At 74.7% G+C, this 17,822-nt stretch carries 20 protein-coding genes; 6 read left to right on the forward strand and 14 right to left on the reverse strand.

All coding sequences use genetic code 11. From position 1 onward, the window contains the following. Positions 1-221: 221 nt before the first annotated feature. Positions 222-1,013, reverse strand: coding sequence for an SAM-dependent methyltransferase (locus AB0910_RS08635; RefSeq protein ID WP_366743789.1), 792 nt, complete (start codon positions 1,011-1,013; stop codon positions 222-224). Between the two features lie 99 nt (positions 1,014-1,112). After that, positions 1,113-2,126 (reverse strand): helix-turn-helix domain-containing protein, encoded by a 1,014-nt coding sequence (locus AB0910_RS08640; RefSeq protein WP_366743790.1) that lies wholly within the window; start codon positions 2,124-2,126, stop codon positions 1,113-1,115. Between the two features lie 52 nt (positions 2,127-2,178). Between AB0910_RS08640 and AB0910_RS08645 the strand changes: the two genes are divergently transcribed. Then, positions 2,179-2,625 carry a cupin domain-containing protein gene (locus tag AB0910_RS08645; RefSeq protein WP_366743791.1) on the forward strand — a complete coding sequence of 149 codons (447 nt, stop codon included), beginning with the start codon at positions 2,179-2,181 and terminating at the stop codon, positions 2,623-2,625. A 6-nt stretch (positions 2,626-2,631) separates the two neighbouring features. Here the strand turns inward: AB0910_RS08645 and AB0910_RS08650 are convergent, their stop codons facing one another. From AB0910_RS08650 to AB0910_RS08675, 6 genes are all read right to left on the reverse strand, one after another. Beyond that, a complete protein-coding gene (locus tag AB0910_RS08650) occupies positions 2,632-2,826 on the reverse strand; it encodes a hypothetical protein (RefSeq protein WP_366743792.1) in 195 nt (64 codons plus the stop codon). A gap of 192 nt (positions 2,827-3,018) precedes the next feature. Then, positions 3,019-3,516 carry a hypothetical protein gene (locus tag AB0910_RS08655; protein WP_366743793.1) on the reverse strand — a complete coding sequence of 166 codons (498 nt, stop codon included), beginning with the start codon at positions 3,514-3,516 and terminating at the stop codon, positions 3,019-3,021. A gap of 135 nt (positions 3,517-3,651) precedes the next feature. Beyond that, positions 3,652-4,215 carry a GNAT family N-acetyltransferase gene (locus tag AB0910_RS08660; RefSeq protein ID WP_366743794.1) on the reverse strand — a complete coding sequence of 188 codons (564 nt, stop codon included), beginning with the start codon at positions 4,213-4,215 and terminating at the stop codon, positions 3,652-3,654. Between the two features lie 64 nt (positions 4,216-4,279). Beyond that, positions 4,280-4,855, reverse strand: a complete 576-nt coding sequence (locus AB0910_RS08665) for a TerD family protein (protein WP_366743795.1) — start codon at positions 4,853-4,855, stop codon at positions 4,280-4,282. A gap of 173 nt (positions 4,856-5,028) precedes the next feature. Beyond that, positions 5,029-5,460: an alternative ribosome rescue aminoacyl-tRNA hydrolase ArfB gene (gene arfB, locus AB0910_RS08670; protein WP_366743796.1), complete on the reverse strand. Its 432-nt coding sequence runs from the start codon at positions 5,458-5,460 to the stop codon at positions 5,029-5,031. A 120-nt stretch (positions 5,461-5,580) separates the two neighbouring features. Further along, the gene (locus AB0910_RS08675; protein ID WP_366743888.1) at positions 5,581-6,063 is read right to left on the reverse strand and encodes a flavin reductase family protein; all 483 of its coding nucleotides are present in this window, start codon (positions 6,061-6,063) and stop codon (positions 5,581-5,583) included. A gap of 458 nt (positions 6,064-6,521) precedes the next feature. On the opposite strand from AB0910_RS08675, the gene cdgB reads away from it, so the two are divergent. Together cdgB and AB0910_RS08685 are read left to right on the forward strand one after the other, a co-directional pair. Continuing rightward, positions 6,522-8,408 (forward strand): diguanylate cyclase CdgB, encoded by a 1,887-nt coding sequence (cdgB, locus tag AB0910_RS08680; RefSeq protein WP_366743797.1) that lies wholly within the window; start codon positions 6,522-6,524, stop codon positions 8,406-8,408. A 283-nt stretch (positions 8,409-8,691) separates the two neighbouring features. Continuing rightward, positions 8,692-9,714: a carbohydrate-binding protein gene (locus AB0910_RS08685; RefSeq protein WP_366743798.1), complete on the forward strand. Its 1,023-nt coding sequence runs from the start codon at positions 8,692-8,694 to the stop codon at positions 9,712-9,714. Positions 9,715-9,813: 99 nt separating this feature from the next. Here AB0910_RS08685 and AB0910_RS08690 read toward each other — a convergent pair whose 3' ends face one another. From AB0910_RS08690 to AB0910_RS08700, 3 genes are all read right to left on the reverse strand, one after another. Further along, positions 9,814-10,737, reverse strand: coding sequence for a 1-phosphofructokinase family hexose kinase (locus AB0910_RS08690; protein ID WP_366743799.1), 924 nt, complete (start codon positions 10,735-10,737; stop codon positions 9,814-9,816). Between the two features lie 128 nt (positions 10,738-10,865). Then, positions 10,866-12,089 carry an N-acetylglucosamine-6-phosphate deacetylase gene (gene nagA, locus AB0910_RS08695; protein ID WP_366743800.1) on the reverse strand — a complete coding sequence of 408 codons (1,224 nt, stop codon included), beginning with the start codon at positions 12,087-12,089 and terminating at the stop codon, positions 10,866-10,868. Next, complete coding sequence (locus AB0910_RS08700; RefSeq protein ID WP_366743801.1) at positions 12,089-13,021, reverse strand: ROK family protein; 933 nt, start codon at positions 13,019-13,021, stop codon at positions 12,089-12,091. Before AB0910_RS08700 ends, nagA begins: the two co-directional genes overlap by 1 nt. A gap of 241 nt (positions 13,022-13,262) precedes the next feature. On the opposite strand from AB0910_RS08700, the gene AB0910_RS08705 reads away from it, so the two are divergent. Genes AB0910_RS08705 through otsB form a run of 3 tightly spaced genes read left to right on the forward strand, consistent with a single transcriptional unit; the run spans position 13,263 to position 15,751 of the window. Next, positions 13,263-14,495: an extracellular solute-binding protein gene (locus AB0910_RS08705; protein ID WP_366743802.1), complete on the forward strand. Its 1,233-nt coding sequence runs from the start codon at positions 13,263-13,265 to the stop codon at positions 14,493-14,495. Between the two features lie 10 nt (positions 14,496-14,505). After that, positions 14,506-14,862 carry a DUF3263 domain-containing protein gene (locus tag AB0910_RS08710; RefSeq protein WP_366743803.1) on the forward strand — a complete coding sequence of 119 codons (357 nt, stop codon included), beginning with the start codon at positions 14,506-14,508 and terminating at the stop codon, positions 14,860-14,862. 37 nt (positions 14,863-14,899) lie between these two features. Continuing rightward, positions 14,900-15,751, forward strand: a complete 852-nt coding sequence (otsB, locus tag AB0910_RS08715; RefSeq protein ID WP_366743805.1) for a trehalose-phosphatase — start codon at positions 14,900-14,902, stop codon at positions 15,749-15,751. A 13-nt stretch (positions 15,752-15,764) separates the two neighbouring features. On the opposite strand, the gene AB0910_RS08720 is transcribed toward otsB, so the two are convergent. Genes AB0910_RS08720 through AB0910_RS08730 form a run of 3 tightly spaced genes read right to left on the reverse strand, consistent with a single transcriptional unit; the run spans position 15,765 to position 17,749 of the window. Beyond that, positions 15,765-16,016, reverse strand: coding sequence for a type II toxin-antitoxin system RelE/ParE family toxin (locus AB0910_RS08720; protein WP_366743806.1), 252 nt, complete (start codon positions 16,014-16,016; stop codon positions 15,765-15,767). Beyond that, complete coding sequence (locus AB0910_RS08725) at positions 16,013-16,264, reverse strand: type II toxin-antitoxin system Phd/YefM family antitoxin (protein ID WP_366743807.1); 252 nt, start codon at positions 16,262-16,264, stop codon at positions 16,013-16,015. The genes AB0910_RS08720 and AB0910_RS08725 overlap by 4 nt, the downstream gene beginning before the upstream one ends. Before the next feature lie 60 nt (positions 16,265-16,324). Then, the gene (locus AB0910_RS08730; RefSeq protein WP_366743808.1) at positions 16,325-17,749 is read right to left on the reverse strand and encodes a trehalose-6-phosphate synthase; all 1,425 of its coding nucleotides are present in this window, start codon (positions 17,747-17,749) and stop codon (positions 16,325-16,327) included. Between the last annotated feature and the right edge of the window lie 73 nt (positions 17,750-17,822).

Below are 17,822 nucleotides of genomic sequence, written 5' to 3' on the forward strand. Positions count from 1 at the left end.
GACGTGCCGCGCCGCCCGGCCTCAGGTGCGGCCGCTCCCGTTTCAGGTCCGGGAGCGGCCGCGGGGGCCACGCGCGGCCGGAGCGGGGGAGCGCTCACGACCTGCGTTCTCGCCCCCCTTCCTCGTATCACAGAAACGCGCGGGGAGATCCCCGCCGGATGGCTGGTTCCCGGTCCCGCGGCGGGCGCGCGGAGGCACCGGGCCCGGGGCGCGGCGCGCCCTCAGCGCAGGAAGCCGACGCCCGACCAGGCGGTGCGCGCGCCCTCGGACTCCGTGTCCGCCGGGGGCTGCGCGTCCCGGTGCCACCCCGTGACCAGCCCGGGATCCACCAGGTCGAGGCCGTCGAAGAACCGGCTGACCTCCGCTCGGGTGCGCGGCCTCAGGTCGATCCCGCTCGACCGGTAATCGGCGGTCCTGTCCTCCTCCGGGGTGAACAGGTCCATGGTGAGATGCGAGAGCACCAGGCAGCTGCCGGGCGCGAGCGCGTCGAGCAGCGCCCGCACCAGGCCGTACGGGTCGTCGGAGTCGGGCACGAAGTGCAGCAGCGCGATCAGCGAGAGCGCGACGGGCCGGTCGAAGTCGAGCACGGCGCGCGCCCGTTCGAGGATGGCGGCGGGCTCGCGCACGTCGGCCCGCACGAACTCCGTGCGGCCCTCGGGCGTCCCGGCGAGCAGTTCCTCGGCGTAGCGCAGCACCATCGGGTCGTAGTCCGCGTAGACGACCCGGCAGCGCGGGTCGACGCCCTGGGCGACCCGGTGCAGGTTGGGCTCGGTGGGGATGCCGGAGCCGATGTCGAGGAACTGGTCGATGCCGGTCCCCGCGACCCACGCCGTCGCGCGCCGCATGAACGCGCGGTTGGCGCGCGCACCGAGCCGTGCGGCCGCCGGGAGCCGGTCGGCGACGGCGCGGTCGGCGGGGAAGTGGTGGTCGCCGCCGAGCAGGCAGTCGTAGATACGGGCCGGGTGCGGCGTGCTGATGTCGATGTCCGGCTCGGACGGGCGGGCGGACGTCATGCTGCGTCCTTTCGGGATCGGGGTGCGGTGCGCCGGGCCCGAGAGGGCGGGGCGCACCTGACCCTGCCATATTCGCTCACTGACGGTAAGGCTATGGGGTTAGGTTGACCGGGAGGCGGGCCGCGGCCCGAACCGCTCCCGGTAGCGGGTCGGGGTGAGCCCGGTGGCCCGGTGGAGCCTGGCCCGCAGGTTGGAGGCGGTGCCGAGGCCGCTCAGCCTGGCCACGACCTCCATCCGCGCCTCGCCGCGCTCGATCAGCCGGCGGGCCAGTGCGACGCGCTCGCCGGTCAGCCAGGCCAGCGGGGTGGTGCCGAGCTCGGCGCGGAACCTCCTGTGCAGGGTGGCCGCGCTGACCCCGGCGTACGCGGCGAGGTCGGCGATCCCGAGCGGCCGGTCAAGGCGCCCGCGCGCCCACGCGAGGAGGGGCGCGAGCGACTCGTCCCGCACGGCGGGGACGGGCCGCTCGATGAACTGCCGCTGCCCGCCGTCCCGGTGGCCGGGGAAGACCAGGCGGCGGCCGACGGCGTTCGCCACCTCGCTGCCGTAATCCAGCGTGATCAGGTGCAGCCCCAGGTCGAGCGCCGCCGCGCTGCCCGCCGCGGTGAACACGTCGCCGTCGCGCACGAAGAGGACGTCGGGGTCGAGCCGTACGGCAGGGAAGCGGGCGGCGAACAGGTCGGCCCAGCGCCAGTGCGTGGTGGCCCTGCGCCCGTCGAGGACCCCCGCTGCGGCCAGGGTGAACGCGCCCGTGCAGAAGCTCACCAGCCGCGCCCCGCGGGCGGCCGCGCGCCGGACCGCTTCGACGACGGCGGGGGAGGGCCCGTGCTCGGGGTCGGGCCTGTTCGGCACGATCACGGTGTCGGCGCGCTCCACCGCGTCGAGGCCCGCCACGCCGGTCATGGTGAACAGGCCCAGGTGCATCGGCACGGCGGGGTCGGCAGCGCAGAGCGTCAGCTCGTACCAGGGGCGGCCGAGCTCGGGCCTGCGCAGGCCGAACAGCTCGGTGGCGACCCCCAGCTCGAACGGGTTGGACCCCTCGTCCACGACCAGGGCCACCGCGTGGGCCGCCGGGCGCTCGGCCCGAGGCGGCAGCTGCGAGGATCGACGCGACATGTGCGATTCGTATCACTCGTGCGCGGCGGGCGCCATGTGGACCATGGAAGGCATGAGCACTCCGAACACACCGGACGCCTCCGCCGCGCCCGAACCCGTACTCCTCGACGACGCGCTCGCCGGCTTCGAGGCGCTGTGGAGCCCGCACATCGTGACGCGCGTCAACGACTACGACGTCCGCGTGGCGAAGGTCGCGGGCGACCACGTGTGGCACGTCCACGACACCACCGACGAGTTCTTCCTGCTGCTCGACGGCGAGCTCGACATCGCGCTCCGCGACGGCCCCGCGACGGGCGGGGCGCGGGCCGAGCGCACGGTCCACCTGGCACGCGGCGCGGTCTTCGTGGTGCCGAAGGGCGTCGAGCACCGGCCCTCGTCGCCGCGCGGCGCCTCGATCCTGCTGTTCGAGCCCACGGGCACGGTGTCGGTCGGGGACCGGCACGACGAGGTCCCGGACCACGTCGATGCGACGACGGGCCACGCCCTGCCCCGCCCGTAGCGGGGCTCAGGCGCTGTAGCGGACCATCCAGTCCGCGTCCGCGTCGCGCCCCATCTCCGGGTCGCGCGGTGCCTGCGAAGCCACCACCTCGACCATCTCGTCGGGGCGTACTCGGCGGGGCAGCCGCGCGAACCGGCCGCCGTGCCGCGGCGGCGCCGCGGCCGGCTCCGCCTGCGGTGTGTGCGCTCTCTCCGTGGCCATGATCGCCTCGCTCTGCTCTCAGGACGGGCGGGCCCCGGCGGGCTCCCCGCCCTCAGGGTAGGCACGCGGGGCGGCCCGCAGAGCGGCACCGTCCCTTACGGAACGCGGACATCCGGGACGGCGCCCGACCGTGTGCGGCGCGTGTGCGGGAGGCGCGGCCCGCTCACCCGTGGGGGAACCGCGCGCGGCGGATCACACGCGGGGGAAGCGGGCCAGCAGGTCCCACACCAGGACGTTGTCCCCGAGCCCCTCGTGCAGGTCGGTGAGGTCGGCGGCCAGATCGTGCAGGAAGTCCCGTGCCTCGCGTCGCAGTTCGCGGTGGTCGAAGACGAGCGGCGGCTCGCCGCCCGGCATCCAGTCGGCCTCGACCTCCACCCAGCCGAAGCGGCGCAGGAACAGCATCCGGTCGCTCGACTCGGTGAAGTCGAGCTCGGCGTGCTGGGGTTCGGCGGCCCGGCTGCCGCGCGGGTCGCGGTCGAGCCGCTCCACGATGTCGCACAGCGCCCACGCGAAGTCGAGCACGGGCACCCATCCCCAGGCTGTGGACAGCTCCCGGTCGGCGGCCGTGTCGGCCAGGTACACGTCCCCGCAGAACAGGTCGTGCCGCAGCGCGCGGCCGTCCGCCGTGCGGTAGTCCGTCTGCGGCGGGTCGGGAAAGCGGCGGGAGAGCGAGTAACCGATGTCGAGCACCCGCCGATGGTGCCATGCGGGGCGCCGGCCGCCTGACGGGCGTCCGCGCCCCCGGCCGCCTGACGGCGTCCACGGCCCCGCGGCCGGCCCCCGCCTCGCCGCGGCCCGGCGCAGGACAGATCGGCGCAGAGCCGCTCAGCGCCCCGCGGCGCCCGGCAGCTCCTTGCGCAGGACCCGCGCTTCGGGGCCGCGCTCGATCTCCGCGTAGCCCAGCGCCGTCCAGAAGGCGAGGCCCGTGGCGTCGCGCTCCGGGACGGCGACCCGGACGCCGTCGCGCCCCGCCTCCCGCAGCCGCGCCTGAGCGGCCTCGGCGAGCCGCCGCCCGTGGCCGGCCCTGCGCCGCTCGGCGTGGACCACGAGCAGCCCGATCCACGGGTCGGGGTCGGCGGCCGTGCCGGGGCCCGCGTCCGGGGTCTCTCGGGCGGCGACGCCGGTGGCGGGCACGCCCGGGTGGCGGGGCAGGACGACGGCGAAGGCGACGAGTTCCCCGGCCGAGCGGGCGACGAGCACCTCGGCTCCCGGGTGGACGAGTGCGTCGGCGAGCGTCGCGGCGACGGCCCGTGGACCGATGCCGCCGTGCGCTCCGGGGTCGCCGCCGAGCCGCTCGAACTCCTCGTCCGAGGCGTACAGGGCGGCGAGTTCGGTCAGGAGCGGGCCCGGCAGGTCGCCGTCGACGGGGGCGAGCGCTTCGACGATCATGCGGGCAGGGTACGCACGAGGGCCCGGCTGCCGCCGGGCCCCACGCGCGCGTCCGCGGCGTTTCTCAGAGGTTGACGCCGAAGTCGGTGGCGATGCCGACCAGGCCCGAGGCGTACCCCTGGCCGACGGCGCGGAACTTCCACTCGGCGCCGTTGCGGTACAGCTCGCCGAAGACCATGGCGGTCTCGGTGGCGGCGTCCTCGCTCAGGTCGTAGCGCGCGATCTCGGTGCCGCCCGCCTGGTTCACGACGCGGATGTACGCGTTGCGCACCTGGCCGAAGTTCTGCTGGCGGTTGTCCGCGTCGTAGATGGAGACGGGGAAGACGACCTTGTCGCAGTCGGCGGGCAGGGCCGTCAGGTCGACGTTGATCTGCTCGTCGTCGCCCTCGCCCTGGCCGGTGAGGTTGTCGCCGGTGTGCACGATCGACTGGTCGGGGGACGTCTTGTTGTTGAAGAAGACGAAGTGCCCGTCCGAGACGACCTTGCCGTCCGCCTTCACCGCGATCGCGGAGGCGTCGAGGTCGAAGTCCTTGCCGGTCGTGGTCCTGACGTCCCAGCCGAGGCCGACCGTGACGGCGGTGAGGCCGGGGGCCTCCTTGGTGAGCGAGACGTTGCCGCCCTTGGACAGGCTTACAGCCATGGGAAAAATCCTTTTCGTGACGAACGCCGGTGACGGTCCGGGAAGCTACCGCCACCTCTACAACGGCACCAGAGGAGCGCCTGGTTCCAGCGTTTTTACTTTCTTTACCCGAACGGGCCCGCCGCCGCGGGCCGCGAACCGCCCGCGCCGTGCCCAGGGGGCCCGCCCGCCGCTCACCAGTCGCGGCCCGAGCGCCCGCGCTTCGTGTCGCCGCGGCGCTTCTTCTCGCGCAGCCGGCGCTCATTGACCCCGCGCGGGACCTTCTTCGACGTGCGCCGGGCGCGCGGCGGCGGCGCCGTCGCCTCGGCGAGCAGCGAGGCGAGCCTGACGGCCGCGGCCTCGCGGTTGCGCCACTGCGAGCGGTGCTCGGATGCGCGGACGCTGAGCACGCCGTCGACCAGGCGGCCGGCGAGCCGCTCCAGGGCGCGCTCCTGCCACACCGGGGGCAGCGCTTTGGTGTTCGCCAGGTCGAAGCGCAGCTCCACCTGCGAGTCGGTGGTGTTGACGTGCTGGCCGCCGGGCCCCGACGAGCGCGAGAAACGCCACTGGAGCTCGGCCTCCGGCAGGGAGACCGAGCCTCTGATGACATGCGGCTGCCCGGACATGCGTTCCATGATCCCGCGTCCCCGCGCGGCCGTCACCCCGTTTCCGCCGCGGTGCGCGGCCGTTGCCCCCGTTCCCCCGGCGGTGCGCGGCCGCCTCCCCCCGCGGTCCCGGGCGCGGGCTCAGTCCAGCCGCCGGTAGCGGCCGCGGTAGTACGCGAGCGGCCCGCCCTCCGCGTGCGGCACCTCGGCGGCGAGCACCCGGCCGATCACCAGCGTGTGGTCGCCCGCGGCCACCCGCTGCTCGGTCCTGCACTCCAGGGCGGCGAGCGCGCCGCGCACCAGCGGCGCGCCCGTCAGCTCGCCCCTGCGGTAGGGGACGTCCTGAAACAGCAGCCGGTCGCTCAGCCGCCCCTTCATCGCGAACCGGCCGGCGATGTGCCGCTGGCTCTCCGCGAGGAGGGACGCGCCCCACAGGGGCTGCTCCTCCAGCAGGTCGTCCATCCGGGAGCCGGTCCGCACGCTCACCAGCACCAGGGGCGGGTCGAGGGAGACGGAGAGGAACGCGGTCGCGGTCATGCCGGCGTCCTCGCCGCGCGGGCCGTCCTCGGCGAGCGGCGCCTCGCGCGCCGTCACCAGGACCACGCCTGCCGCCAGCCGGGACATCGCACTGCGGAACTCGTCGTCACTCACCCCCTCAGCATGGGGGACGGCCCCGGAGGCCGGGGACAGGGAGCGCGCGGGGGCCGGTGTGGCCGGTGTCGTCTGCTGCACGCCTCGGACGCTAACCGCGGGCCGCGGGGTGCCGCATCGGGCCAGGGGACCAGCCGGGTCCTAGGACCGGGGGCGGCCGCGGCGCCGCGGACCCGGGAGGCACGCGCTGCCGCGGACCCGGGCGGCACGCGGCACCGCGCCGTGTCTCCCGGAGGTGCGCGGCAGGGGAGCGCTCCCAGCGGCTCGTCCCGATCGCTCATCATTTGATGTGACTTGACTCACAGTCGTTACTTATCGCTGACCCTGTGTACCGGCCGGGCAGCTCGCTGTGATTCAGTGGCGGGAACAGTGCAACACGAGAGCCGATCAGAATCCTGGAGTTGCTGTCGAGGTCTCAGGGAGAGCGAGCGATGGAGACCGAGTCGGAGCCCTATGTCCGTCTTGCGGCCATGCGGCAGCTGCACCAGGCCGTCGCCGAGCTCAACACGGCGCGGAGCCTGGCGGACACGCTCCAGACCGTCGCGGACGGGGTCGTCACGGGCCTCGGCTACGAGCTGGCCTGCGTCAACATCGTCCAGGGCGACGGTGACCTCGTCGTCGCCGCCTTCGCGGGCTCCGCGGCGGCCGAGGCGCTGATCGCGGGCCGCGTCGGCTCCCGCACGTCCTGGGAGCGGCGCCTCAACATGGGCGAGCGCTGGGGCGAGCTGCGGTTCATACCGCACGCCGAGGGCTGGGTGCTCCTGGAGGACGACGTGCCGCAGTGGCACACCGAGGGCCCAGAACCGCGCTTCGCCGACGAGTGGCACCCCCAGGACCGGCTCTACGCGCCGATGTACACCTCCACCGGCGGCGGCACGAGCGAGCTGCTCGGCGTGATATCCGTCGACCGGCCGCGCGGCGGCCGCAAGCCGGGGACCTGGGGCCGCGAGGCCCTCCAGATGTACGCCTCGCAGTCGGCCTTCGCGATCAGCAACGCCCGCCTGCGGGCCAACATGCAGCGCGCCCTGGTCCGCCTCGAACGCGAGCAGCAGGCGCTGCGGGCCAGCGAGGAGTCCTTCCGCCAGGCCTTCGAGTACGCGCCGAGCGGCATGGCCATCGCCGAGATGGGCGGCGACCAGCGCGGCAGGCTGCTGCGCACCAACGATGCGCTGTGCCGGCTGCTCGGCAGGCCCGCGTCCGCGATGCGCCGGTACTCCTTCGCCGACCTCGTGCACCCCGAGGACATCGGCACGCTGCTGCGCACCTCGGCCGCGGGGGGCCGCGCCGAGCTGCGGCTCGCCCGCCGCGACGGCTCGTACGTGTGGGTCTCGCTGCGCAACTCCGTGGTGGCCGACACCACCGACGGGCCACGCTTCCTGCTGACGCACGTCGAGGACATAGAGGAGCGCAAGAGCCGCGAGCTCCAGCTCGCGCACCGCGCCTCGCACGACTCGCTGACCGGCCTGCCCAACAGCGCGGAGCTGCGGGCCAGGCTCAGCGCCCGGATATGCGGCAGGCCCGGCGCCTCACGCGCCGCCACGGCGGTCGAGCAGCTCGACGCCGCGTTCGGCGGCTACGACGGGGGTCCCGGGCCGCAGGAGCCGGCCGGCGGCTACCAGGAAGGACCCCACGACCCCGCCGCCTACCCGGTCGGCGGCTGTGCCCCCGCCGCGTACCAGGACGGCTCCCACGCCCCCGGCGCCTACCCGGATCCGGCCTACGGGACCGGCGCGAACGGCGCGTACCCGGTCGGCGGCCACCCGGCCGGGGTCCCGGACGAGGGCGCCCATGACGGCTACGGGTCGGGCCAGGACGCCTACGAGGAGCGCACCGGCGAGCGCGGCGGCAGCTTCGGCGGGTTCACGCCCGGCGGCTTCGACCACCATGTGCACCTCGTCGCGCCGGGCGAGGGCGAGGGCGCGAAGGGCCTCGCGGTCCTCTTCTGCGACCTGGACGGCTTCAAGTCGATCAACGACAGGTTCGGCCACAACACCGGCGACGCCGTGCTGATCGAGGTCGCGCGGCGGCTCACCACGGGCGTGCGGGACGGCGACACGGTGGCGCGGCTCGGCGGCGACGAGTTCGTGGTGCTCGCCGACGGCCTCGGCCCCGGCGACGCCTCCGACCTCGCGGTACGCCTGCGCAACGCGATCCTCCCGCCGATCCGGGTGGACGGCCGCGCGGTGCGCGTCGGCGCCAGCTTCGGCATCGGCTGGGCGGCGTGCGGCATGACGGTCGAGGAGGTGCTCCAGTCGGCCGACCAGCTGATGTACGTGGAGAAGCGCTCCCGCAGCAAGGTCAGCCGCAGGGCGGGCTGACCCGCCCGCACAGAGCAACGCCGGAACCCGCACAGAGCACACCGGAGCCCGTCTGCCCCGGCCTTCCCGCCGTATCCGCGGGGGCGCGGGGTCGGCGGGCGAGACATTGTTCACCCCCGCGCCCCACCGGTGTCGCCCGTCGTCCACCCGCCCCACCCTGAGGTGGCAGAAGGGGCCGCGCGGCCCGTGTTCACGGGACGGAGCGGCGTCCTCGCGCCCAGATTCTCGCGGTAGGCTCGCCCGGTCGGCGACGCTGACGAGATGGTAGAGGAGTGACTCAGGGATGACGGCCGGGAACGACGGCGCGAGCACGCCCGAGGACGACGACCCCTTCGGCTACCTGTATGCCGACGGGCAGCAGTCGGGCGGTGCCCAGCAGCGGCGGCAGGGCGGCTACGGCTACCCCGGCCCCGCGGCCACGCCCGGCGTGCCCAGAACGTCCTACAACCAGGTCAGGACCGTCGGCGAGCGCCAGTACGGCTACCCGCAGCAGCAGGTGCCGCCGCAGGGCGCCCCGTACGGCCAGCAGGGACAGGCGCAGGCGCCCTACGGGCAGCAGCAGGGCGGCTACGGCTCCCCGAACCCGCACTACGCGGCGCCCGAGACCCAGGCCGTGCCCGGGGGCCCGGTCCGCCAGGGCCCGCCGCCCGGGCAGCAGGGCAGGGGGCGCGGCGGCCGGGGCGGCCCGAACACCCGCGGGCTGCTGATCGCCGCTGTCGCGGTGGTCGCGGCCGTGGTCATCGGCATCGCCGTCGCCCTGATGACGAGCAACGGCGGGGACGGCAAGGGCGACGAGGCGGGCGCCGGTGCCTCGGTTTCGCCGAGCGCGGGCGCCTCCCAGCCGTCGGGCGGTGCCTCGGCGGGCGCGGGCTCCGACGACGCCTCGCTGCCCGAGCAGGACGCCTCGACGCTCCAGCTCGGCGGGTCAGCCGCCACGGCGTCCGACGTGCCGGGCGCGAAGGCCAAGGGCGGCGTCTACGTGGCGATGCCGGGCGAGGGCGCATCGGCGACCTGGACGGTCGACGTGCCGAAGGCGGGCGCGTACACCCTCTTCGCCAACTACGGCGTGCCGGGCAAGGACGCCACGATGTCCCTCTTCGTCAACGACGGCGACCGCAGGTCGATCAGCATGAAGAACTTCGCGGGCGCCCCCGAGGGCCAGGCGGACAAGGGCTGGACGACGACGTTCTCCTGGATCAACCTCAAGAAGGGGTCCAACACGGTCAAGATCTCCTGCGAGCAGGGCGACCAGTGCGGGGTCAACCTCGACCAGGTCTACCTGAAGGCGGGCAACGTCAAGGGCTGACCGTCCGCGGGAAGCACGCCACCGTCCCGGCCGCCGCCTCCGCGGGGCCGGGACGCGGCGTTTCCCGGGCCTGCGGCGCCCCCCGAACCGTGCCACGGGTCAGGCCGTGTCGGCGACCGTCACGAGCGGCAGCACCTCGGCGTAGGCGTCCTGGTCGAACTCGCCGGCCGCGGGGGCCGCCACGGTCGCCGAGGAGAGCGCGACGGCCCGCCGCAGCCGCTCGGGCCAGGGCACCCCTTCGACCAGGCCGGCGAGGAGCGCGGCGACGGCGGAGTCGCCAGCGCCGGTCGGATTGCCGCGCACCGCGGACGGCGGGCGGGCCAGCCACGACCCGTCGGCGGTGACGGCCGCGAGGCCCTCGGGGCCGAGGGAGGCCACCACGGCGCGCGCCCCGCGCCTGCGGGCGTCCCCCGCGGCGCGCAGCGGCTCGCGCGCGCCGGTCAGCAGGGCCAGCTCCTCCGCGTTGGGCTTCACCAGGTCGGGCCGTGCGGCGACGCCCCTGCGCAGCGGCTCGCCGCTGGTGTCGAGCAGGACGGGCACCCCGGCGGCGCGGGCGCCGCGCACCAGCTCGGCGTAGGCGCCGACATGGACGCCCGGCGGCAGGCTGCCGCAGAGCGCGACCGCGTCGGCGCGGCCGAGCAGTTCGGCGTAGGTGTCGGTGAACGCCCGCCACTCGGCGGCGGTGACGAGCGGTCCTGGCTCGTTGAACTGGGTGGTGTCGCCGGAGCGGCCGTCCGCGACTGCGACCGTGCGCCGGGTCGTGCCCTCGACCCGCACGAACGCGTCCCCGGTCGCGGGCGACAGATCGGCGAGCAGCCGCCGCACGTCGTCGCCGGTGCGGCCGCCGAGGAAGCCGGTGGCGACGGCCTCGTGGCCGAGCGCGGTCAGCACCCGCGCCACATTGACGCCCTTGCCGCCCGGCCGCTCCCTCACCTCGGTCACGCGGTGCGTGGCGTGCGGGACGAGGGCGGCGGTGCGGTAGGTGAGGTCGAGGGCGGCGTTGAGGGTGACCGTGAGGATCACGCCGCGCTCCCCCCTCTGCCCTGATCGGTCCGGTGCTCGCGGGCCCGCTCCCGGCGGGCCGCCGCAGTCGGCTGTTGATCATGCCAGAAGTGCGGGCTCCGGCACAGACCCCGCGGTCCTGCGGGCGCTCAGGCCGTGCGCGGGTCCACCACCCAGGCGCCCTTGCGCAGCACGCCCTTGAGGGTGAAGTCGGCGTCGAGTACGACGAGGTCGGCGTCCTTGCCGGGTTCGAGCGAGCCCACCCGGTCGTCGACGCCGAGCAGCCGCGCCGGGTTGGCGGAGATGGCCCGCACGATGTCCTCGACCGGCATCAGGTCGACCGTCGCAGCCCGCTTGAACGCCGTGTCGAGCGTGAGCGTCGAGCCCGCGATGGAGCCGTCGTCCACCAGGCGCGCGACGCCGTCCTTGACCTCGACCGCCAGCGGGCCGAGCGCGTAGGTGCCGTCGCCGAAACCCGCCGCGTCCATCGCGTCCGTGATGAAGGCCGTACGGGCGGCGCCCGCGCAGCGCACCGCGAGTTCGAGCGCCGCGGGGTGCAGGTGCGTGCCGTCGTTGATGAGCTCGACGGTGACGCGCTCGTCCTGGAGCAGCGCGGCGACCGGGCCCGGCACCCGGTGGCCGAGCGGCGGCATCGCGTTGAAGAGGTGGGTGGCGACGGTCGCGCCCGCTTCGATCGCCTCCGCGGTCTGCTCGTACGTCGCGTCGGTGTGGCCGAGTGCGGCGATCACGCCGTGGTCGGCGAGCAGCCGCACGGAGTCGAGGCCGCCCGGCAGTTCGGCGGCGAGTGTCATCATCTTCGCCGTGCCGCGCGCGGCCTTCACCAGCGCGAGCACCTCGGCCGGGTCGGGGTGGCGCAGCAGCGCCTCGCTGTGCGCGCCCTTGCGGCAGGGGGAGATGAACGGGCCCTCGAAGTGCACGCCCGCCAGGTCGCCCTGCTCGACCAGCTCGGACAGCTCGCCCGCGCGCCGGGCCAGGAAGCCGAGTTCGCCGGTGACGGTGGAGGCCACGACGGTCGTGGTGCCGTGCTCCCGGTGTGTGCGGACGCCGCGCAGCACCTCGTCGGCCGTGCCCGAGGTGAAGGAGGCGCCGCCGCCGCCGTGATTGTGCAGGTCCACGAAGCCGGGCACGAGCCAGTGGCCCGCCAGGTCGACCACCGTGGCGCCCTCGGGGGCGGCCCCGGCGATCCTGCCGCCCTCGACGATCACCCGGCCGCCGTCGACGACCCCGGTCGGCAGGACGACCCGGCCCCCGGCCAGCACCGTGCACGTGCCGGCGCCGACGGGCGCCGCCGACGTGCCGGGCCGCGCCGCTGCGGGCGCGGAAGCGGGGGGCGTGGATGCTGCGGCGGCCATCAGGCGCTTACCTCCGTGGCGAGTAGGTCCCAGGCGAGCAGGCCGGCCCCCAGACATCCGGCGGTGTCGCCGAGTTCGGCCGGAACGATGGTGGGCAGTTTCTGGAAGGTGACCTTCGCCGCGACCGCCGCCCGCAGCGGTTCGAAGAGGGTGTCGCCGGCCTCGGCGAGCCCGCCGCCGACGATCAGGGTGCGCGGGTCGAGCAGCGTCAGCGCCGTGACGAACCCCGCGGCCAGCGCGTCGACGGCGTCCCGCCAGATCTCGACGGCCCTCGGGTCGCCTGAGGCGACGGCCTTCGCGCAGTCGGCGGCGTCCGCCCCGGGGTCGCAGGACGCGGCCGCCCAGGCGCGGGTCACGGCGCGGGCCGAGCCGTACATCTCCAGGCAGCCGTACTGGCCGCAGCTGCACTCGGCGCCGCCGGGGCGCACCACCACGTGGCCGATCTCGCCCGCCACGCCGTGCGCGCCCGCCTCGATGGCGCCGTCGATGCCGATGGCGCCCGCGATGCCCGTGCCGATGGGCATGAACAGGAAGCGGTCGGAGCCGCGCCCCGCGCCGAGGCGGCCCTCGGCGAGGCCGCCGGTGCGCACGTCGTGGCCGAGCGCGACGGGCACACCGCCGAGCCGCTCGGAGACCAGGTCGCGCAGCGGCACGTCGCGCCAGCCGAGGTTGGCGGCGTAGACGGCGAGGCCCCGCTCGGTGTCCACGACGCCCGGCACGGCCACGCCCGCGGCGCGCGCGCCCGCGCCCCACCGCTCGGCGCCGTAGGCGCGCAGGTCGGCCGCGAAGCCGAGGATCGCCTCGACGACGGCCTCGGGCCCGCGCTCCCTGCCGGTCGGCCTGCGTGCCTCGTGCAGCAGCTCGCCGTCCGCCCCCACGAGGGCGGCCTTCATGCCGGTGCCGCCCACATCGAGGGCGATGACGTGTTCCACGCGGGACAGTCTCCCGCGTGCGCCGCAAGAGGTCTAGTCCACTCCCCGTTTCGCGCCCCGTGATCTTCCCCGTCTCCGCCCGCGGTACGGCTTGCGGCTTTCGTCCGTTCGTCTGGACTCAAACGTTCGAACGAGACAAAATCGCGGTTCGATCGTCGAGTTCCCGCCAGAGGGCGGGCGAAGGGTGGGAAGAGAACCCGTGCGGCACCGCTATCTGGGCATAACCACGGCCATAGCCGTCATGAGCACCATGGGTCTCGCGGGGTGCAGCGGCTCGGCCGGCTCGGGCGACGTCACGCTCAAGCTCGTCGCCGCGGACTACGGGAACAGCCCGGAGACGTCCTCCAGCGTCTACTGGAAGAAACTGGCGTCGGAGTTCGAGCGGACCCACCCGGGCATCACCGTCGACGTGGACGTCCGGTCGTGGAAGACCGTCGACGCGGACGTGGCGGCCCTGGTCAAGAAGGGTGAGGCGCCGGACATGGCCCAGGTCGGGTCGTTCGCCGACTACGCGGAGGCGGGCAAGCTCTACAGCGCCGACCAGGTCCTGAGCGTGCCGGTCCAGTCCGGCTTCGTCGCCCAGCTCGCGGACGCGGGCAAGGTCGACCAGACCCAGTACGGGCTGCCGTTCGTCGCCTCGACGCGGCTGCTGTTCTACAACCGCAAGCTGTTCGACGAGGCCGGGATCAGCGCCCCGAAGGACTGGGACGACATCCGCAGCGACGCGGAGGCGCTGAAGGCGGAGGGCGTGCCCGTGCCGTTCGCGCTCCCGCTCGGTACGGAGGAGTCCCAGGCCGAGACGATGATGTGGCTGCTCAGCGGGGGCGGCGGCTACACCAACAGCACCGACGGCTCGTACAGCATCGACTCGGACGAGAACGTCAAGACCTTCGAGTGGCTCCAGAAGGACCTCGTCGGCAAGGGCCTCACCGGACCGGTCGAGCCGGGCGAGCTGGACCGCGCCGACGCGTTCAAGCAGTTCACCGAGGGCAAGGTCGGCATGCTCAACGGCCACCCCACGCTGATGAACAGCGCCCGCAAGGCCCACGTCGACTTCGGCATGGTGCCGATGCCGGGCAAGGACGGCGACGCCAAGTCCTCGATGGGCGTGGCCGACTGGATGATGGCGTTCAAGCAGAACGGCCACGCCCAGCAGATCGGCGAGTTCCTCGACTACGTCTACAGCGACAAGAACGTCATGGACTTCGTCAAGCAGTACGACCTCCTGCCGGTCACCTACAGCGCCAACAGCCTGATGGCGCAGGACACGGCCCACAACGACCTGCGCGAGTTCCAGAAGACGCTCAACAGCTCCGAGCTCTACCCGTTCGGCAAGAGCTCGTGGTCCCAGGTGAGCGACGAGATCAAGAAGAACATCGGCACGGCGGTCGAGCCGGGCGCCGACCCCCGGCAGATCCTGACCAGGATCTCCAAGGACGCGAACGCGGCGGACGCCACCGAGGCGGGCAAGTAGCCTGGGCGCCGTGCCCGCAGACCCCGCAGACCCCGCAGCCGCGGCCCCTCAGGACCCGCCGTCCCCGGGGGCCGGGGCTGCGGCGGGTGCTGAACCGGGGCAGGAGCCGGAGCCAGGGGAGGCGCGGGAGCCCGCGGGGCCCCGGGAGCTGAGCGAGAGGGACCGCGCCGTGCTCGCGTTCGAGCGCAGGTCGTGGCCGGGGCCGGGCGCCAAGGAGCGGGCCGTCAGGGAGCGGCTCGGCATGTCGCCGACCCGCTACTACCAGCTGCTGAACGCACTGCTCGACGACCCGGCCGCGCTGCGGCACGACCCCGTCACGGTCAACCGGCTCCTCCGCGTGCGCGCCGCGCACCGCGACACCCGCTGACCGGCCGGGTCCGCCGGGGGCCGGTAGGGTCTCGGACATGGGCAGCAACCCCGCCACTCTTCCGCAGCCGGCCACCGAAGCGGGCGCCGAGGGCCTCGCCGCACTGCTCGCGGCACCGGGCAGCGCCGTCGTCGCGCTGGACTTCGACGGCACGCTCGCCGACATCGTCCCCGACCCCGAACAGGCCAGGGCGCACCCCGGCGCGGTGGAGGCGCTCGGCGCGCTCGCGCCGCACCTCGCGTCCGCCGTGGTGGTCACCGGCAGGCCCGCCTCCGTCGCCGTCGAGTACGGCGGCTTCGCCGGCGCCCCCGGCCTCGAACGGCTCGTCGTGCTCGGCCACTACGGCGCCGAGCGCTGGGACGCGGCCACCGGCACGCTTCAGACACCGCCCCCGCACCCGGGCGTGGCCGGTGCCCGCGCGGAACTCGACGACGCGGTGCGCAGGTTCGCGCCGGGCCAAGAGGTGTGGACCGAGGAGAAGGGCCAGTCGTTCGCCGTGCACACCCGCAGGGCCGCCGACCCCGACGCGGCCTTCGCCGCGCTGCGCGCCCCGCTGCGCGACCTCGCGGTCCGCCACGGCATCGTCCTCGAACCGGGCCGCCAGGTGCTCGAACTGCGGCCGCCCGGCATGGACAAGGGCGCCGCGCTCACCGCGTACGCCCGCGAGACCGGCGCCCGCACCGTGGCCTACGCGGGCGACGACCTCGGCGACCTGGCCGCGTTCGACGCGGTGGACGCCCTGCGCGCGGAGGGCCGCACGGGCCTCCTGCTCAGCAGCGGCACCGCCACCGCCGCCCTCACCGCACGCGCCGACCTCGCCCTCGACGGCCCGTCGGCCGTCGTCGCCTTCCTCACCGCCCTGGCCGCCCGCCTCGGCGGCGACGCCTGAACCGGGGCGCGCCTCAGGCGATCCGTCCGACGTGGATGACCACGATCGTTACCGTGTGGTCGCCGATCTCGTACAGGACGCGGTAGCGGCCCGCGTGCATGCGGCGCAGGTCGGGGGATCCGTAGGGTGTGCTGCCCGGCGGGCGCGGGTCGTCGGCGAGCAGGTCCACGGCGTCCATGAGCAGCCGCAGCCCGTCGGCGTCGTCCTTCAGGAAGCGGGCCGCGGCGTCGACCGCGCCCTCGTCCCAGGTGATCTCGTAGGTCACCCGTCGAGCCCCAGGCGCCTGCGGACGTCCGCGTGGGGAACGGGCGGCGCCTCACCGACCGCTCGCCTTGCCCGGTACTGGGCCAGGGCGAGGGCGTCCTCCAGGTCGGCGAGCTCCTGAGGGTTGATCAGGACAGCCGCGGGTTGGCCGTGGTCGGTGATGGTGATCCGCTCGCGGCTGTGCGAGGCACGCCGGACCAGCGAACCGAACCGGGCGCGCGCCTCGGTCATGGGCAGAGTGTCACTCATGGCAGAACTGTACACTAGTGCGCACTTGTGAGGCGGTCGAAGTGCGGACCGCCGCGCGCCTCAGGCGCTGAGGGCTTCGAGTTGGTCGAGGAACCAGCGGGTGGGGGGCAGGGCGGTGGCCGCGGCCGCCAGGCGCTTCGTGCGGCGGGCGCGCTCGTCGTCGGGCATGGTCAGGGCCTCGTGGAGGGCGTGGGCCGTCGCCGTGATGTCGTACGGGTTGACGGTCAGCGCGTCCTCGGCGAGCTCGGCGTGGGCGCCCGCCTCGCGGGAGAGGACCAGCGCGCAGCCGTCGTCGGAGACCACGGGGACCTCCTTGGCGACCAGGTTCATGCCGTCCCTGATCGGGTTGACCAGCGCCACGTCGGCGAGGCGGTACGCGGCCAGGGAGCGCGCGAAGTCGTCCTCGACGTGCAGCACGACGGGCGTCCAGCCGGGCGTGCCGTACTCGGTGTTGATCTCGTCGGCGAGCTGCCTGACCCGCTCCGTGTAGTCGCGGTAGACCGCGAGGTCCTGGCGTGAGGGGTAGGCGAACGCCACATGCACCACGCGCTCGCGCCAGTCGGGCCGCTCCGCGAGCAGCGTCCGGTAGGCGAGCAGCCCGCGCACGATGTTCTTCGACAGCTCCGTGCGGTCCACCCGCACCACCGTGCGCCGCGGCGCACCCGCGGGGTCCGTGCCGATCTGCTCGCGCAGCGCGGCCATCCGCTCGTCCACGTCGGGGCGGTGCGCGCGCTCGCGCAGGAAGTCGCCGTCCGCGCCGAGCCCGTGCACGCCGACGCGGGTGTTGCCCGTGCCGCCGAGCAGCTCGTCGCAGCAGGCGGTGAAGGCGTCCGCCCACCGCCGGGTCAGGAAGCACGCGCGGTCGGCGCCGAGTATGCCGCGCAGCAGCTGCCGCGCGATGTCGTCGGGCAGCAGCCGGAAGTAGTCGACGGGCGCCCACGGCGTGTGCGAGAAGTGCCCGATCCGCACGTCGGGCCGCAGTGCCCGCAGCATGCCGGGCACGAGCGCCAGGTGGTAGTCCTGCACCAGCACCGCGGCGCCCTCGCCCGCCTCGTCGGCGAGGGCCTCGGCGAAGGCGCGGTTGTACGCCTCGTACGAGGCCCACTGCGCGCGGAAGCCGGCGCCGAAGGACGGTTCGAGAGGCGTCTGGAACAGCATGTGGTGCACGAACCACAGCGCGGAGTTGGCGACCCCGTTGTACGCGTCCGCGTACACCTCGGGCGGGATGCCCAGCATGCGCACCCGCTGCCCGCCGGTGTCGGCGGGTTCGAGCAGGCCGCCGGTGCGCCGCACCGCCTCCCTGTCGCCCTCGCCGAGCGCCGCGCACACCCACACGGCGCCCGCTTCCGGCCCTACGGCGGAGAGCCCTGAGACCAGCCCGCCGCCGCCGCGCCGCGCGCCGAGCGCGCCCCCTTCGCCCAGGGTGTACGAGACGGGGCCGCGGTTCGATGCGACCAGGATCGGGGCGTCGTGCACGGTAGCCATGGGGCGAACCTAGCCCGTCCGGGAAACGCTCAAACGTACGGACGGGGCTGGTGGGGCCTTTGATGCGGCGCAT

Source organism: Streptomyces sp. NPDC047002 (assembly GCF_040704505.1).
GTDB lineage: Bacteria > Actinomycetota > Actinomycetes > Streptomycetales > Streptomycetaceae > Streptomyces.

What these genes read in the sequence shown, in the direction of transcription:
- AB0910_RS08640 (WP_366743790.1), bottom strand. Translation starts at nt 2,126, where the DNA reads ATGTCGCGTCGATCCTCGCAGCTGCCGCCTCGGGCCGAGCGCCCGGCG.
- AB0910_RS08635 (WP_366743789.1), bottom strand. Translation starts at nt 1,013, where the DNA reads ATGACGTCCGCCCGCCCGTCCGAGCCGGACATCGACATCAGCACGCCG.
- cdgB (WP_366743797.1), top strand. Translation starts at nt 6,522, where the DNA reads ATGGAGACCGAGTCGGAGCCCTATGTCCGTCTTGCGGCCATGCGGCAG.
- AB0910_RS08705 (WP_366743802.1), top strand. Translation starts at nt 13,263, where the DNA reads ATGAGCACCATGGGTCTCGCGGGGTGCAGCGGCTCGGCCGGCTCGGGC.
- otsB (WP_366743805.1), top strand. Translation starts at nt 14,900, where the DNA reads ATGGGCAGCAACCCCGCCACTCTTCCGCAGCCGGCCACCGAAGCGGGC.
- AB0910_RS08730 (WP_366743808.1), bottom strand. Translation starts at nt 17,749, where the DNA reads ATGGCTACCGTGCACGACGCCCCGATCCTGGTCGCATCGAACCGCGGC.
- AB0910_RS08725 (WP_366743807.1), bottom strand. Translation starts at nt 16,264, where the DNA reads ATGAGTGACACTCTGCCCATGACCGAGGCGCGCGCCCGGTTCGGTTCG.
- AB0910_RS08675 (WP_366743888.1), bottom strand. Translation starts at nt 6,063, where the DNA reads ATGTCCCGGCTGGCGGCAGGCGTGGTCCTGGTGACGGCGCGCGAGGCG.
- AB0910_RS08660 (WP_366743794.1), bottom strand. Translation starts at nt 4,215, where the DNA reads ATGATCGTCGAAGCGCTCGCCCCCGTCGACGGCGACCTGCCGGGCCCG.
- AB0910_RS08645 (WP_366743791.1), top strand. Translation starts at nt 2,179, where the DNA reads ATGAGCACTCCGAACACACCGGACGCCTCCGCCGCGCCCGAACCCGTA.
- arfB (WP_366743796.1), bottom strand. Translation starts at nt 5,460, where the DNA reads ATGTCCGGGCAGCCGCATGTCATCAGAGGCTCGGTCTCCCTGCCGGAG.
- AB0910_RS08650 (WP_366743792.1), bottom strand. Translation starts at nt 2,826, where the DNA reads ATGGCCACGGAGAGAGCGCACACACCGCAGGCGGAGCCGGCCGCGGCG.
- nagA (WP_366743800.1), bottom strand. Translation starts at nt 12,089, where the DNA reads ATGGCCGCCGCAGCATCCACGCCCCCCGCTTCCGCGCCCGCAGCGGCG.
- AB0910_RS08665 (WP_366743795.1), bottom strand. Translation starts at nt 4,855, where the DNA reads ATGGCTGTAAGCCTGTCCAAGGGCGGCAACGTCTCGCTCACCAAGGAG.
- AB0910_RS08685 (WP_366743798.1), top strand. Translation starts at nt 8,692, where the DNA reads ATGACGGCCGGGAACGACGGCGCGAGCACGCCCGAGGACGACGACCCC.